The organism is Solobacterium moorei (assembly GCF_036323475.1).
Classification (GTDB): domain Bacteria; phylum Bacillota_I; class Bacilli_A; order Erysipelotrichales; family Erysipelotrichaceae; genus Bulleidia; species Bulleidia moorei.
In genome coordinates, this window is sequence record NZ_AP028934.1 from 1,403,909 (window position 1) to 1,417,896 (window position 13,988).

General features: G+C 35.6%; 16 protein-coding genes. All 16 read left to right on the forward strand.

Going from position 1 to position 13,988, the window contains the following annotated elements:
* Window position 1 precedes the first annotated feature (1 nt).
* On the forward strand, window positions 2–1,213 hold the full coding sequence (locus RGT18_RS06990; RefSeq protein ID WP_028077296.1) for an L-serine ammonia-lyase, iron-sulfur-dependent, subunit alpha: 1,212 nt from the start codon (window positions 2–4) through the stop codon (window positions 1,211–1,213).
* On the forward strand, window positions 1,197–1,679 hold the full coding sequence (locus RGT18_RS06995) for a DNA-deoxyinosine glycosylase (RefSeq protein ID WP_028077295.1): 483 nt from the start codon (window positions 1,197–1,199) through the stop codon (window positions 1,677–1,679). Before RGT18_RS06990 ends, RGT18_RS06995 begins: the two co-directional genes overlap by 17 nt.
* Window positions 1,676–3,841, forward strand: coding sequence for a peptidase U32 family protein (locus RGT18_RS07000; protein WP_051240871.1), 2,166 nt, complete (start codon window positions 1,676–1,678; stop codon window positions 3,839–3,841). Before RGT18_RS06995 ends, RGT18_RS07000 begins: the two co-directional genes overlap by 4 nt.
* On the forward strand, window positions 3,825–4,202 hold the full coding sequence (gene mscL, locus RGT18_RS07005; RefSeq protein ID WP_028077294.1) for a large conductance mechanosensitive channel protein MscL: 378 nt from the start codon (window positions 3,825–3,827) through the stop codon (window positions 4,200–4,202). The genes RGT18_RS07000 and mscL overlap by 17 nt, the downstream gene beginning before the upstream one ends.
* A 122-nt stretch (window positions 4,203–4,324) precedes the next feature.
* Window positions 4,325–7,270, forward strand: a complete 2,946-nt coding sequence (locus tag RGT18_RS07010; protein WP_028077293.1) for an AAA family ATPase — start codon at window positions 4,325–4,327, stop codon at window positions 7,268–7,270.
* Complete coding sequence (gene ftsY / locus RGT18_RS07015; RefSeq protein ID WP_028077292.1) at window positions 7,267–8,238, forward strand: signal recognition particle-docking protein FtsY; 972 nt, start codon at window positions 7,267–7,269, stop codon at window positions 8,236–8,238. The genes RGT18_RS07010 and ftsY overlap by 4 nt, the downstream gene beginning before the upstream one ends.
* A complete protein-coding gene (gene ylxM, locus RGT18_RS07020; protein WP_006526481.1) occupies window positions 8,228–8,545 on the forward strand; it encodes a YlxM family DNA-binding protein in 318 nt (105 codons plus the stop codon). Before ftsY ends, ylxM begins: the two co-directional genes overlap by 11 nt.
* Before the next feature lie 10 nt (window positions 8,546–8,555).
* Window positions 8,556–9,752 carry an acetate kinase gene (locus tag RGT18_RS07025; RefSeq protein WP_028077291.1) on the forward strand — a complete coding sequence of 399 codons (1,197 nt, stop codon included), beginning with the start codon at window positions 8,556–8,558 and terminating at the stop codon, window positions 9,750–9,752.
* Window positions 9,752–10,699: a DHH family phosphoesterase gene (locus tag RGT18_RS07030; RefSeq protein ID WP_028077290.1), complete on the forward strand. Its 948-nt coding sequence runs from the start codon at window positions 9,752–9,754 to the stop codon at window positions 10,697–10,699. The genes RGT18_RS07025 and RGT18_RS07030 overlap by 1 nt, the downstream gene beginning before the upstream one ends.
* An 80-nt stretch (window positions 10,700–10,779) precedes the next feature.
* Window positions 10,780–11,064 carry an HU family DNA-binding protein gene (locus RGT18_RS07035; RefSeq protein ID WP_006526484.1) on the forward strand — a complete coding sequence of 95 codons (285 nt, stop codon included), beginning with the start codon at window positions 10,780–10,782 and terminating at the stop codon, window positions 11,062–11,064.
* A gap of 107 nt (window positions 11,065–11,171) precedes the next feature.
* Complete coding sequence (locus RGT18_RS07040) at window positions 11,172–11,354, forward strand: hypothetical protein (RefSeq protein ID WP_028077289.1); 183 nt, start codon at window positions 11,172–11,174, stop codon at window positions 11,352–11,354.
* Between the two features lie 18 nt (window positions 11,355–11,372).
* Window positions 11,373–12,431 carry a hypothetical protein gene (locus tag RGT18_RS07045; RefSeq protein WP_338175726.1) on the forward strand — a complete coding sequence of 353 codons (1,059 nt, stop codon included), beginning with the start codon at window positions 11,373–11,375 and terminating at the stop codon, window positions 12,429–12,431.
* A 220-nt stretch (window positions 12,432–12,651) separates the two neighbouring features.
* Window positions 12,652–12,852 (forward strand): hypothetical protein, encoded by a 201-nt coding sequence (locus RGT18_RS07050; RefSeq protein ID WP_338175728.1) that lies wholly within the window; start codon window positions 12,652–12,654, stop codon window positions 12,850–12,852.
* Between the two features lie 351 nt (window positions 12,853–13,203).
* Window positions 13,204–13,350 (forward strand): hypothetical protein, encoded by a 147-nt coding sequence (locus RGT18_RS07055; protein WP_338175730.1) that lies wholly within the window; start codon window positions 13,204–13,206, stop codon window positions 13,348–13,350.
* Window positions 13,351–13,509: 159 nt separating this feature from the next.
* Window positions 13,510–13,677 carry a hypothetical protein gene (locus RGT18_RS07060; RefSeq protein WP_156022878.1) on the forward strand — a complete coding sequence of 56 codons (168 nt, stop codon included), beginning with the start codon at window positions 13,510–13,512 and terminating at the stop codon, window positions 13,675–13,677.
* 14 nt (window positions 13,678–13,691) lie between these two features.
* Entirely contained in the window at window positions 13,692–13,883 is a 192-nt protein-coding gene (locus RGT18_RS07065) for a hypothetical protein (protein ID WP_028078937.1), read from the forward strand.
* Window positions 13,884–13,988 lie beyond the last annotated feature (105 nt).

Consider the following 13,988-nt stretch of genomic DNA (forward strand, 5'->3'; position numbering starts at 1 on the left):
CATGCAATCAATTAAAGAACTATATAAAATTGGACGTGGACCAAGTAGTTCACATACACTAGCACCTGAGAGAGCATGCAAGCTCTTTAATGAAACATTTGGTGCATTCCCATACTATGAAGCAGAGTTGTTTGGCTCTTTATCCTTAACAGGAAAAGGACATCATACTGATGCGGTGATTGAACAAACTTTATTAGGAGAAGTGAAAGTAATCTTTTCACTAGAGTGGCAAGAGGAATTTCCTAATGGTTTCTATATTCGAGCATATAATGACAAACATGAACTACAACAACGTTGGACTGTATTTTCCATCGGTGGTGGTAGTATTCGCATTGTAGAAAAAGATCTTGATTGGAACGATGAAGTATATCAAGAAAACACACTAAAAGAAATTAAACAAGTATTACAAGATAAGAACAAAACGCTGCTTTCTTATATCTATTCTTATGAACCAAATTTAAGTGAACATCTTTTAGATATCATAGATGCAGAAGTTGAATGTGTTCATGCAGGAATCACTGCAGAAGCTGGAATTTTACCTGGCAAGTTAAAATTACAACGTGTTGCACGTAAGTTATATTTGGAGAGCTTGAAAAGCAAAAGTTCTTATGCAAACGATTTAAAACTGATGAGCTATGCTTACGCCGCAGGCGAAGAAAACGCTGATACACATAAAGTAGTAACTGCACCTACGCTTGGAGCGTGTGGTGTTATCGCTGCATTAACATATCACTGCATCCATGACTTGAAGATTGATAAAGATACAATGATTGATGCGCTCGCTATTGGTGGTATCTTTGGAAATTTGATTAAACATAATGCGACAATCTCTGGTGCGGTTGGTGGTTGTCAAGCTGAGGTAGGATCTGCTGTATCGATGGCAAGTGCTGCGTTTGCATATATTTTAGGTGGTAGCTTAAATGATATTGAATACGCAGCTGAGATTGGTATTGAACATCACTTGGGTTTAACGTGTGATCCTGTTATGGGATATGTTATGATTCCTTGTATCGAACGTAATTCACAAGGTATCTTACGTGCGATTGATGCGGCGAATTTAGCGATTCATATGAACAAAGTTCGTGCTACCCATAGAGTGAGTTTCGATACGATTGTTGAGACAATGAAGGAAACTGGTAATTGTATACCGATGAGTTTGAAAGAAACATCTATCGGTGGATTGGCTAAGTATTTTGATGAAAGCCAGTGTTAAAAAAGTTATACATCCCTTGGAAGCAATCTATGATGAACAATCTAAAGTATTGATATTAGGTTCTTTTCCATCTGTGATTAGTAGACAAGATAAGATGTATTATGCTAATAAAACAAATCGTTTTTGGTATGTAATGGAGGCTTTATTCAATGAAGAAATTACAGACCATGCATTATTTTGTCATAAGCATCATATTGCAATATGGGATGTGATTCATTCCTGTACAATAGCAGGATCTTCTGATTCATCTATCAAGAATGTTAAAACGAATGATATCGCTGGATTGGTTCAGAAAACAAACATAAAGTTGATCGTTACTACAGGTAAGAAAGCAGCTACGTTGTATGAACAATATATTCATTTAGATATACCACATATTAGTTTGCCTAGTACATCTGCCGCAAATGCAAAGATGAAGCTAGAGAAACTGGTTAACGAGTACCAAAGGATTAAGGAGGTTTTATGAAGAAGGCTGAATTACTTGCGCCAGCAGGAAATATGGAAGCGTTAATTGCGGCAGTACAAGCTGGTTGTGATGCAGTTTATTTAGGACTTAATTCTTTTTCTGCTCGTGCATTTGCAGGAAACTTTTCAAGAGAAGAGTTAACGGAAGCAGTACGTTATTGTCATGTTCGTGGTGTAAAAGTTTATGTGACAATGAATACGATATTATATGAACCTGAAATCGAAGCAGCAAAAGACCAAATTCGTTTTTTATATGACCATGATGTAGATGCGTTATTGATTCAGGATTTTGGTCTATTTCATTATGTTCGTACATGCTTCCCAGATTTTGAAGTTCATTGTTCAACACAGATGCATATCCATAATATGGCTGGTATTGAATATATGAAAACACAAGGCGTTAAACGTGTTGTATTAGCACGTGAGACGCCAATAGAACTAGTTGAAAAGGCATGTAAGAGTGATATGGATATTGAAGTATTCGCGTATGGTGCTATTTGTATCAGTTATAGTGGTCAATGTCAGTTTAGTGTAGTTACTAAACAACGTAGTGCTAACCGTGGCATGTGTGCACAATGTTGCCGTATGAAATACTACAAAGAAGATGGTTCTAAATTTGAGGAAGGGGAATATATTCTTAGTCCAAAGGATTTGAATGTTATTGATCAATTACCAAAGCTATTAGCGGCTGGTGTTAGTAGTTTGAAGATTGAAGGGCGTATGAAACGTCCGGAATATGTATGGCTAATTACAAAGACATTCCGTGAAGCAATAGATGCCTATTATCGTAATGAAGCATACCGTGTTACAAAGAAACGTCAAGAAGAGTTAAAACTGATGTTTAATCGTGGATTTTCAGAAGGTCACTTATTCCATGATGATGTTACTGAACGTATGAATCAATATCGTCCAAATCATCAAGGAGTTGTGATTGGCGAGGTTGTGGATTTCTATAAAGGTAAGGTAAAGGTGAAGCTTTCAAAACCGCTTTACCAACATGATGGTTTACGTATTCTGAGTGAACCTGAAGATATTGGATTAACAGCTGTTAAAATTTATGACCAAAAGAATCTATTAGTGAATAGTGCTAATCCTGGACAGATTGTTACTTTGGAATGCAAAGAAGGAAGGCCTAAGAGAGGACAAAAGCTACATAAAACAACGGATACTAGACTGTTAGATGAAGTACAACATCACATTAAAGAATTTAGAAGACTAGTCGATATTACAGTTTCCTACGAAGCGAGAATTGGACAACCTTTAAAACTGACAGTTTCTGATGGTGAACATATTGTTATGCAAGAAAGTTCTATGAATCTAGAACAAGCTAAAAACGCACCACTAACAAAAGAAAAGATTGAAGCTGCTCTTGCGAAAACTGGTTCATTTGCATACCGAATTGCAAACTTTACAGGAGAAATCGATAATGTCTTCTTGCCAGTTAGCGTAATAAATGAAACACGTAGATTAACACTAGAAAAGTTAGATGATTTGCGTGCTGTTAAACATATAAGACAAGGCAAACAAGAATATCACTATCACACAGAGAATGTGTTTAATCGGAATTATAAGTATATTATTCAAACAAAGAAGCCAAGAGAATTTGATTGCGAAAATTACTTAAATGTGGTCGAAAATAATACAGTTACCCCTGTAATTCACGAATCACAAGAGGGTAGGACAACACTTATCAATACAGTTGTTTCCCAAGCTGGTGATTTTAATAATGAACTTGTGGATTGTATCGGAGGTATGACACTTAACGTCGTAAATTCTTATGCAATCGCATACCTCTTATCGATTCCGGGTATAAAAGGTGTCATTCTTTCAGAGGAAATGAATGATTTGCAAATTGAAAAAACACTGGATGCTTTTGAACAACGATATAGCTTTAAAGCACCAGTTTATAAGTTAATCTATGGTAAACGTACGCTGATGCATATCAAAGATCGCTTCACAAATCAAAAAAATCTAAAGTTCATGTGCGATTTACGTGGCAATCATTATGAAATATCATATAATGCTAGCGAGGTTTCAATCTTAGAGTCGTCAGCCTTTAAAACTAACAACCCATTCTGCATGGGTAGTTACTTGATTCTAGATGATGAAACTATCGACTTAAAATCTATATTGGAGGATAAAAAACATGAAGAATTTTATTGAAGAATTTAAGGCGTTTGCGTTACGCGGTAATGTAATGGACATGGCTATTGGTGTTATCATCGGTGGTGCATTCCAGGCTATTATCAAGTCATTCATTGACAATATCATCAACCCATTAGTAGGTGTTGTATTCCAAGTTGACTTCTCAACTGTAGTTATTCATTTGGGTGCTGTTAATTTGATGATTGGTGCATTCATTTCATCCGTAATTAACTTCTTCCTATTAGCATTTGTATTATTCATTATGGTTAAGACAATTAACAAGCTCAAGAAGCCAGAAGTAAAGGAAGAAGCTACTCCTGCAAAGAGTGACGAAGCGGTTCTATTAGAAAAGATTTTAGAACAATTAAAGAACAAATAATTCTTCTGAAACAGCCTTTATATCATTGGCTGTTTTTTCAATTAATATTCGTTAAATTTCCCGTTTTAGTGGTTAGAAGAGGGCGATTTTGTTATAATGTCTAAGAGATTTAAGGAGATTTTATGTTTCTAAAGCGAATCGAAATGCAGGGATTTAAGTCCTTTGCGGATCGTACAATAATCCAGTTTGATCATCCGATTACTGGTATTGTAGGTCCTAATGGTTGTGGAAAATCAAATATCGCAGACTCAGTTCGTTGGGTACTTGGGGAACAAAGTGCTAAAAGCATGCGTGGCGATAAGATGAATGATGTCATTTTTGCGGGCAGTGCTGACCGTCGCAGGGTAAATATGGCGGAAGTTACGCTAGTATTTGACAATACAAATCACATTTTAAATGATGATAAAGACGAGATAGAAGTGACACGTCGTCTTTTTCGTGATTCTGGCGAAGCAGAGTATTTAATTAATCGTAAGAATGTACGCCTAAAAGATGTCGTTGATCTATTCTTAGACACCGGTCTTGGTAAGGATAGTTTAAGTATTATTTCTCAGGGTAATGTCTTATCCTTTGCGGAAGCAAAACCTCTTGAACGTCGTGGTATCTTTGAAGAGGCTGCAGGCGTAGCGAAATATAAGAAGAGAAAGCTAGAATCTTTATCTAAGCTAGAAAGAACAAAAGCCAATCTTGATCGTTCAAACGATATTTTAATTGAGCTTGAAAAGCAGGTATCTCCTTTAAAGAGACAGGCTAGAAAAGCAGAAATTTATCGTGAGAAGAAGCAACGCTTAGAAGAAATTGAAATCTCAGTATTAGTACAAGATATCGAAAGTATCCATGTGGATATCGAGTCAGCAAAGAAAGCACTGTTTGACATTGAAACAAAGACAACCATGTTTTCTACAGATATTCAAATTAATGAAACAAAACTCTCAGAAAGCAGAAGACAGATTTCTACATTAGACCGTGAAATTAATGACTTGCAAGATGAACTTATGAAGAAGTTCAATGAAATTGCGGGTTTAGAAGCACGTCGTACAGAGCTCGATGAAAAACGTAAGTATATTGTAGAAACAGGTACAAATGAACAAAAGGCAAAGCAGCTTGCAGGATTAATTGAAGAGGCTCGTGTTGAGTTTGAAGATCGTCAAAAACGTTTAGATGATTTAAATACTGAAATTCGCTTATATTCCCAACAGTTAAGTGCAGCCGCTGCCAATATTGTTGATAAGCGTAGTGAATACGACCAAGCCTCCAATCGTTTGCGTTCTCTTGAAAATAGAAAGAATGTTATCGATCAGTTAATGCGTAACCCATTTAATAACCAACAAGGTATTCGTTCCATTATGGAAAATCAGAATGCATTGTCAGGTATTCTTGGTGTGATTGGACAAGTATTGCAGGTTGAAAGTGGTTATGAAGAAGCTGTATCAACTGCATTAGGTGCAGCGATGAATCATATCGTTACAGTAGATGAGCAAGATGCTCGTGATGCAATTCGTTTCTTAAATCGTAACCAATCAGGTCGTGCTACATTCTTACCATTAACAGTTTGTACACCACGCTATGTATCTCAAGATAATCAAATTATCTGTCAGAATACAAAAGGTTTTTTAGGTGTTGCATCAGATTTTGTGAAAAATAATGACCAGTTTGAGCCAGTTATTACTAGTCTTTTAAATAATGTGCTTGTCGTAGAGGATATGGAAGCTGGCAATGAATTATCAACTTTAACAAAGCGTTTATATAAGATTGTTACACTTGGTGGAGAAGTGATTCACCGTGGTGGATCTATGACTGGTGGCAAGACTCGCCATGATACTAACATCATGACAATGCGTAAAGAAGCTGAAGAAATCATCAGATTGATTGATGCGGAATCAGCTCGGGTTGTGCTTGCGACGAAGGCATTAAGCCAAGCAAATGAAGCACGTGATAAAGCTGCACAAGCCATGAGCGAAAAACGTTATGCGGTTGCGGCACTTGAACCTGTCGTAGATGCTAAGAAAGCGAAATACGAAAAGTTAAAGAATGATTTAGCATTATTGGATCCAAGGGGTTTAAGTAAAGACTCTGATGAATCACATACAGAAGAACTCATAGTACGCTTAAATCAAGCATATTTAGAGCGTGATACAATCACGAATGACATGAAGGCCAAGCGCGAACAAAGATATCAAATCAATCAAGAAGCTGAACGTAAAGAACAGCAGACACGTCAAATGCGTAAGGAATTAAGTACTGCAGAAGCCAGTGCTAATGCGATTAAGATTGATCAAGGTAAACTTGAAACACGTATGGAAGCTTGCTTGCAAAGACTTGCAAGTGAATACCAGTTAACATATGAATTTGCTAAGACAAAGGTAACTGATGAACAGATTGAAAATGCTAAGGAAGAAGTAGCACAGCTACGTGCAGATATCGAACGTCTTGGTAATATCAATATGAATGCACCCGAAGAATATAATGAAGTGAACGAACGCTACGAGACACTAAAGAATCAGATTACGGAATTAACAGAAAGTGTTGATAAGATCTTAGCCGCAATTGATGAGATGGATACTGTTATGAAGCGCCAGTTTAAGGAAACGTTTGATAAAGTTAACGCTGAGTTTAATGATATTTTCCGTGCTCTTTATGGTGGCGGTAAGGCGGTTCTTACATTACAAGATCCTTCTGACATCTTAAATACAGGTATCGATATCGATGCGCAACCTCCAGGAAAAGCAGTTCAAAATAACATGTTATTCTCGGGTGGTGAAAAGAGTTTGATTGCGCTTTGCGTACTCTTTGCGATATTAAAGGTTAAACCTGTGCCTATGGTAATTCTCGATGAGGTAGAAGCAGCGTTAGACCCAGGAAATGTAGAACGCTTTGCACAATACCTACATCACTATACACACCAAACACAATTTATCGTTGTTACGCACCGTCCAGGTACAATGGAAAACACAGATGTACTATATGGTGTTACCATGCAGAACCAAGGTGTATCACAAATGTTAAAGGTTACCTTACATGATGCGCTCAATATGGCAGATGCAACAAGCGAGGAGGTACAAGCATGAGTTTTTTAGATAAGTTAAAAGAAGCCTTCTCTAAAAAAGATGATAAAGCAACATACTTATCGGGATTTAAAAAGTCAAAGCAGACATTTGGCGATCAATTAAACCAAATACAATATAAATATAAAGGAGTAGATGATGACTTCTTGGAACAATTAACCATTATCCTTTTGGAAAGTGATGTCGGTATTGAAACAGCTGACTATATCTGTGAACAGATGAAGCTAAAATGTTCTGAATATCCTTCTATTACTTTTAAGTGGGCAATGAATTTCTTGCTTGAAACAATGAAAGAAATTTATGAAGCAACACCGGATAAACCAATTTCATTTAATGACAATGGCACAACAGTATTTTTATTAGAGGGTGTCAATGGATCGGGTAAGACTACAACATCTGCTAAACTTGCACGCATGTTTCTAGATCAAGGAAAGTCAGTTGCCTTTACAGCAGCGGACACATTCCGTGCCGGTGCGATTGATCAGCTTGCAAAATGGGGAGAACGCTTAGGAGTTCCATGCATTAAGGGAATAGAAAACGGTGACCCTAGTGCAGCCATCGTCGATGGATGCAGATATGCTATCGAAAATAATATAGATATCTTATTGTGTGATACAGCAGGTCGCTTACAGAACAAAGCAAATCTAATGAATGAGTTATCTAAGATGAATCGTGTGGCTGCTAAGGAGATTCCTGGGGCACCACATAATACATGGCTCGTATTAGATGCTACAACTGGACAAAATGGTTTATCACAAGCACAGATTTTCGCGGAAGCAACAAATCTAAGTGGCATTATTTTAACAAAGATGGATGGCACAGCAAAGGGGGGTATTGTAATTGCAATCAAGCACAAGCTACATATCCCTGTATATTACCTAGGTCTTGGTGAACAACCAAAGGACCTGCGTCCATTTGACTTAGATGCATATTTATACAGCATTTCAGAAGGGTTAGAAAATGCAAAGTAAGTTATATTACAACAGTTTATTAGACTTCTATGAAAAGCTATTAACACAAAAACAACAAGAGATTTGTAATTTCTACTTCCGTGATGATTTATCGTTACAGGAAATCAGCGAACTAGTGAATACATCACGTGCAGCGATTCATGATACAATCAAGCGCTGTAGAATCGAATTAGATTCCTATGAAGAGAAATTATGCATGCATGCATCTTATACAAAGCGATGCAAGCTATATGATAAGATACGTAAAGTTGGTTCAGCAAAGGTCGTCAAATTAATCGACCAATGCTTAGATACAGAAATTGATTAAGGAGGAAGACATGAGTAAAGTCATTTCAGTAAATTCAGGATCGTCATCACTAAAGTTTCAATTATTTGATATGCCTAGTGAAGCAGTATTAACAAGTGGACAGGCAGAACGTATTGGGCAACAAATGGGTGCGTTCACTATTAAGTACAATGGAAAAAAGGAAACTGTTGAGCTTCTAATTCCAAACCACAAGGTAGCTGTTGATATTCTGTTAAACAAGTTAACAGAACTTGGAATTGTAGAAAACTTAGACGAAATTAAGGGTGCAGGACATCGTATTGTGCAAGGTGGTTCCTCATTTGATCAGTCTGTAGTTGTAGATGATAAAGTTGAAAAGATTGTTGAAGAATATGGTGAATTGGCTCCATTACACAACCCGGCACACTTGGTATGTTATAGAGCATTCAAAGAATCTTTACCAAATATTGGTCATGTATTTGTCTTTGATACAGCATTCCATCAAACAATGCCGGAAGAATCGTATATGTTCCCAGTACCATATGAATGGTATACAGATTATAAGATTCGTCGCTATGGCGCACATGGTACAAGTCATCAATATGTTAACCGTCGTACTGCAGAATTAATGGGCAAGGACGTTAATACATTAAATATGATTACATGCCACTTAGGTAACGGTGCTTCTATCACTGCTATCAAGAATGGTAAAGTATTAAACACATCTATGGGATTAACACCATTAGGTGGAATCATGATGGGTACTCGTTGTGGTGATATTGACCCAACTGTTGTATTCTACATGATGAAGAAATTAGGATGCACACCAGATGACATGGATACATATTTAAATAAGAAGTCTGGTATGTTAGGTATTTCAGGTATTAGTTCTGATGCGCGCGATGTTCAAGCAGCTATTGATGCAGGTAATCCACGTGGCATCTTAACTGGTAAACTCTATACAAACCGTGTTATTAACGTTGTTGGTGGTTATTACTTCCAATTAGGACACGTCGATGCGATTGTATTTACAGCAGGACTTGGCGAAAATGATGATGCATGCAGAACGCGTATTTTAAAGGCGATGGAAGAAGCTTTAGGCTTAAGCATTGACTATGAATTAAACGCTACAATTCACGGCAAAGAATGCCTCATTTCCAAACCAGATTCAAAGGTTCAGGTTTGGATTGTTCCTACAAATGAAGAAGTTGTGATTGCGCGCGATACTGTTAGATTGTTAGGACTATAATGAACCTCAATTTTAAGGCGTTGTTAAGAGCAATTGAGGATGCGGATATTATTACATTATTTAGACATGTGCATCCTGATTGCGATGCTCTGAGTTCTCAAAATGGATTGTATTGCTGGATTAAGCTAAACTATCCAGAAAAAAGGGTGTATAGACTAGGCGAAGAGACAACAGATCAAACTGTTTATCCACCATCTGATATTGTTGATGAGGATGTAATACGTAATAGTATTGCACTTGTATTAGATACAGCAAACAAAGAGCGTATTGATGATCAACGTTATGCACTTGCAAAACAAGTAATTAAAATCGATCATCATCCAAACAATGATCCATTCGGAAATAAAAATTATGTCTGTGAAGAAGCAGCTGCAACTTGTGAAATTCTCACAAGCTTCTTTGCAAGTTGTAAAAAACAGATTATGAATCATGAGATTGCGACATATCTATATAAAGGTCTTTTAACAGATACTTTATGTTTTAGAACAAGCAATACAACACAACATACATTAGAAATGGCAGCAAAATTAGCATCATATAATTTAGCGATTCCAGAGATCAACAGAGAATTATTTGATGTTAGTTACAAGACATTTCATTTCAGCAATTGGATCCGTTCAAATACACAGTTGCTTGGTGAGCATTTGGCATACGTTATTATTCCTGAATCTATTCGGCATCAATACGATATTAGTGCATCATCTGCACGCAATCGTATTGATGAAATTGGTCATGTGAAAGAATTTTCAATTTGGATTATGTTTACAGAAAAAACAGTCAATAGACAAAAGCTATATGATGGCTCATTGCGTTCTAAAACAGTAATTATCAATACAATTGCGAATAAGTATCATGGTGGTGGTCATAAAAATGCTTCAGGTGTAAAAGATCTTACTGAAAATGATTTACAAAATTTACTACAAGATTTATATAAAGCTAGTAACTAGCACATATAAACAAAAAATGTCAATATTGAATGTGCTATAAAAACTATAGTAAAATACAAACATATTAGGAGGAAATAAAAATGGCAGAAACATTAAATAAAAAGAGCATTGCTGAGTTAGTAGCTGAGAAGCACAACTTAACTAAGAAAGAAGCGGCAGAGATCATTGATTTAGTATTTGATACTGTTTCGGGTACTTTAAAAGATGGTGGTCGTGTAGATATTTCTGGCTTTGGTAAGTTTGAAGTGAAGACACGTGCAGCACGTACAGGTATCAACCCACAAACAAAAGAAACAATCACAATCCCTGAATCAAAGGTTCCAGGATTTAAGGCAGCTAAGAACCTAAAGGAATTGGTTAAGTAATCAACCAGACACTCAAAAGAGTGTCTTTTCTTTAATATAAATAACTTCGTATAATGTATGTTCTTAAATTTTAGTTTAGTCAACTTAAAATTAGAAAGGTGGAAGATATGGAAAATAAGGTAGTAGTAGAGATTGAGAGAGAGATAGTTGATAAAGGTGATAAGCATTATAAGAATTATTATCTTCTAGTTCCTAAGTATAACGGTGAAATCAAGCGTTTAAGTTTATTTAAGCTTGATAGTTATGCTAAAGAGTTTATCGGTGATTATTTTGATTTAGATAAGAAGTAATTTTGAAAGGGTAGAGAAATGAAAAAGATATTTATTATTACACTTGCAGTTTTAATAGGTATACAGGTAGTTTCTCTACCTGTTTTTGCAGATAACGATGGTTATGTTATTCCGTTTGATTCTATTGACGCATATGCGTATTTTGATTCTAAAGGTTTAACTAATCATGCTACTGGTGTTGGTGTTTCTGGTCAGACGATACAAGGGGGTACTTATTCGCTTTATTGTGATTCTAAGTCAAGTGTAACTTCAAATTTCTCTTGTCGTTTTATTCAGACAGGTACACAGGTAGCACAGTCTACAGATAAATTTGTTGCACAATTGCCATCTATTAGTGGTAACTGGCGATACACTGGAACATATGATCCTAAAGCTTTTTTGTCTTTTAATGATTATGATAACTATGTTTATCTTGAATTTTTATCTAGTAGACAAGTTTGGTCTAACGTCTATATAGGGCGTGAAACTAAAGGTGTTATGAGTAATGTTGAATTACTTTTTTCACAGTATGTTATGTCTGCTTCTAGTACTCCTATGTTTCACTACGCATACAGGTTTAAACCAGGTGAACGTATTTTCTCAATTGATTTCCCGGATTTTGCAGATATAAAAGATTTGATTGTTGTTCCTGTACTTTTAAAACAGGAAAAGCAGTTAACAGATCTGGAGCGTTCTCGTTTTGGACTTCCTACATCTTCAGTTAGTGCGATTAATGATTTTAAGGCTACAACTGTTAAGAAGTTTGATGAGTTAATAGCTCTAATGGGTGGTTATGCTAATGATCCAAAGTTAAAAGAATCGTTAGGGTTAGTTGATAACACTCGTTCTCAATTTGATAATACGTCTAATCAGCTTCATGATACTGAGCAACAGTTTAGTAACGATTTGAATAACAATCTTGGGAAGATTGATACTAAACCTAAGTTATTCACAAATTCAAAGTTTATAAATTCGATGAAGTTTGTATCTGATACGTATACGAAGTTAGTTGTTAATACACCATTCGAGCATGTTTTGATGTTCTGTCTTACGTTAGGTATTGCATTGGTTTTAATCGGTAAACTTAGAAATAGGTGATATATGTTAGATTTTCTTAAAACGTTTGTTGATACGCTTGGTTCTCTTCTTACATTTATTTTCAATGCTATTTCTTCATTAGTTAATTTAATTTCTAAGTTGCCGTCATTCGTTTTGTTTTTGACTAATAGCGTTGCTTTAATGCCTATGATTTTAATTCCATTTGTGTTAGCTGCTATTAGTATTTATGTTATTTTATTTATTCTTGGGAGAAATTGATATGGCTGAAGCTTTAGAACTTTTGTTCCAGATTTATTTTAAATTTGTAGATTTCATTTTTGATAAGGCACAAATTTTTAATGGTGTTACTTTAGGTTGGATTGCTCTTAGTGTTTTGATTTTCGGAGTTCTCATTCGTTCGTTGATGGCTGTTCCTAGTCGTTCCCAGGGGCATACATTCAGAGGTGATAAAGATGAGTGATACAGGTTGCACAGTTACTTTTGATGGAGACCAAGGTGGAACTTATTTTGTCGATTGTAGTTCTGTTAAGTATATTGATTCTATAGATTTAACTAACACTTCATCTAGCACCATATATCTATATCGTGATAAAAATAGTAATCATTTTATGATTACATTATCACCATATACATATCCATCTTATTATTATCAATCGGGATATAATTCACAAACTCGGTATATTACTAATGCTGCTAATATTAGATTTAATGCGATGTCTAATATTTATCGGAATATTGATTACGTTTACTTATTTGTTTCGTTTATTGTTTCTGTTTATTGCTTGTTTAAGTTACTAAGGGGGTTCATTCGATGATAGACCAGATTATGGTGTTCCTGGGAAAAAATGATTATCCGTTTTTGAGTCAATTTTTATCTGTAGTTGTTCTTACTGTGATTGTTCTTGTAGCTCTTAATATTCTTCAATCTACGCTTTTCTGGGTAGGTGGGAAACGATGATACAAGTTGTTAATTTCATTTTTAAGCTTATGTCAGATTGGTTAGCTATTGTTATATCGTCTTGGTTATTGAGTATATTCGTCTTATTTAGTGTTATTGCATTAATTGTTAATTTAGTTGTTAATAGCACTTCTAATAAGTCATAGAAAGGGGGAAAGTATGGAAGCGTTACTTGCTAGTATTGCGTTAGTTGCTGCTGAAATTTTTAAGTATGTAGGAACTATTGCTACAACAATCACTACAACACCATTATTACTACTTACAGTAGGTTTCTTGGTAGTTGGTGGTGCTGTTGGTATTTTCGGTCGTTTATTATCTAGAAATTAGTTAGGAGGTTATTTATGGGAGGTGAAGCTGTTAACCCTATGGTCGAATTGTTAAAGTCAATTGCTTTAATTGCTAATGCGATTTTTGCATACGTTGGAACGATTGCAAGTACGATTACGAGTACTCCGCTATTGTTACTTACTGTTGGTTTCTTAGTTGTAGGTGGTGCTGTCGGTATATTTGGTCGCTTGCTTTCACGTAACTAAGTAGAAAGGTGGGAGCTTAATTGCTCCCTTTATTTTATGGAAATTAGTTTAATTGTTAATTTTGTTATCAATGCTATTAAGATGATTTATACGTCTAATTTTGTT

Bases quoted from the DNA above. Each gene is read 5' to 3' on its own strand.
- RGT18_RS06990 (WP_028077296.1), top strand. From the start codon at position 2: ATGCAATCAATTAAAGAACTATATAAAATTGGACGTGGACCAAGTAGT.
- RGT18_RS07025 (WP_028077291.1), top strand. From the start codon at position 8,556: ATGAGTAAAGTCATTTCAGTAAATTCAGGATCGTCATCACTAAAGTTT.
- RGT18_RS07010 (WP_028077293.1), top strand. From the start codon at position 4,325: ATGTTTCTAAAGCGAATCGAAATGCAGGGATTTAAGTCCTTTGCGGAT.
- RGT18_RS07060 (WP_156022878.1), top strand. From the start codon at position 13,510: ATGGAAGCGTTACTTGCTAGTATTGCGTTAGTTGCTGCTGAAATTTTT.
- mscL (WP_028077294.1), top strand. From the start codon at position 3,825: ATGAAGAATTTTATTGAAGAATTTAAGGCGTTTGCGTTACGCGGTAAT.
- RGT18_RS07030 (WP_028077290.1), top strand. From the start codon at position 9,752: ATGAACCTCAATTTTAAGGCGTTGTTAAGAGCAATTGAGGATGCGGAT.
- RGT18_RS07040 (WP_028077289.1), top strand. From the start codon at position 11,172: ATGGAAAATAAGGTAGTAGTAGAGATTGAGAGAGAGATAGTTGATAAA.
- RGT18_RS07035 (WP_006526484.1), top strand. From the start codon at position 10,780: ATGGCAGAAACATTAAATAAAAAGAGCATTGCTGAGTTAGTAGCTGAG.
- RGT18_RS06995 (WP_028077295.1), top strand. From the start codon at position 1,197: ATGAAAGCCAGTGTTAAAAAAGTTATACATCCCTTGGAAGCAATCTAT.
- RGT18_RS07055 (WP_338175730.1), top strand. From the start codon at position 13,204: ATGATAGACCAGATTATGGTGTTCCTGGGAAAAAATGATTATCCGTTT.
- RGT18_RS07045 (WP_338175726.1), top strand. From the start codon at position 11,373: ATGAAAAAGATATTTATTATTACACTTGCAGTTTTAATAGGTATACAG.
- RGT18_RS07050 (WP_338175728.1), top strand. From the start codon at position 12,652: ATGGCTGAAGCTTTAGAACTTTTGTTCCAGATTTATTTTAAATTTGTA.
- RGT18_RS07065 (WP_028078937.1), top strand. From the start codon at position 13,692: ATGGGAGGTGAAGCTGTTAACCCTATGGTCGAATTGTTAAAGTCAATT.
- ftsY (WP_028077292.1), top strand. From the start codon at position 7,267: ATGAGTTTTTTAGATAAGTTAAAAGAAGCCTTCTCTAAAAAAGATGAT.
- RGT18_RS07000 (WP_051240871.1), top strand. From the start codon at position 1,676: ATGAAGAAGGCTGAATTACTTGCGCCAGCAGGAAATATGGAAGCGTTA.
- ylxM (WP_006526481.1), top strand. From the start codon at position 8,228: ATGCAAAGTAAGTTATATTACAACAGTTTATTAGACTTCTATGAAAAG.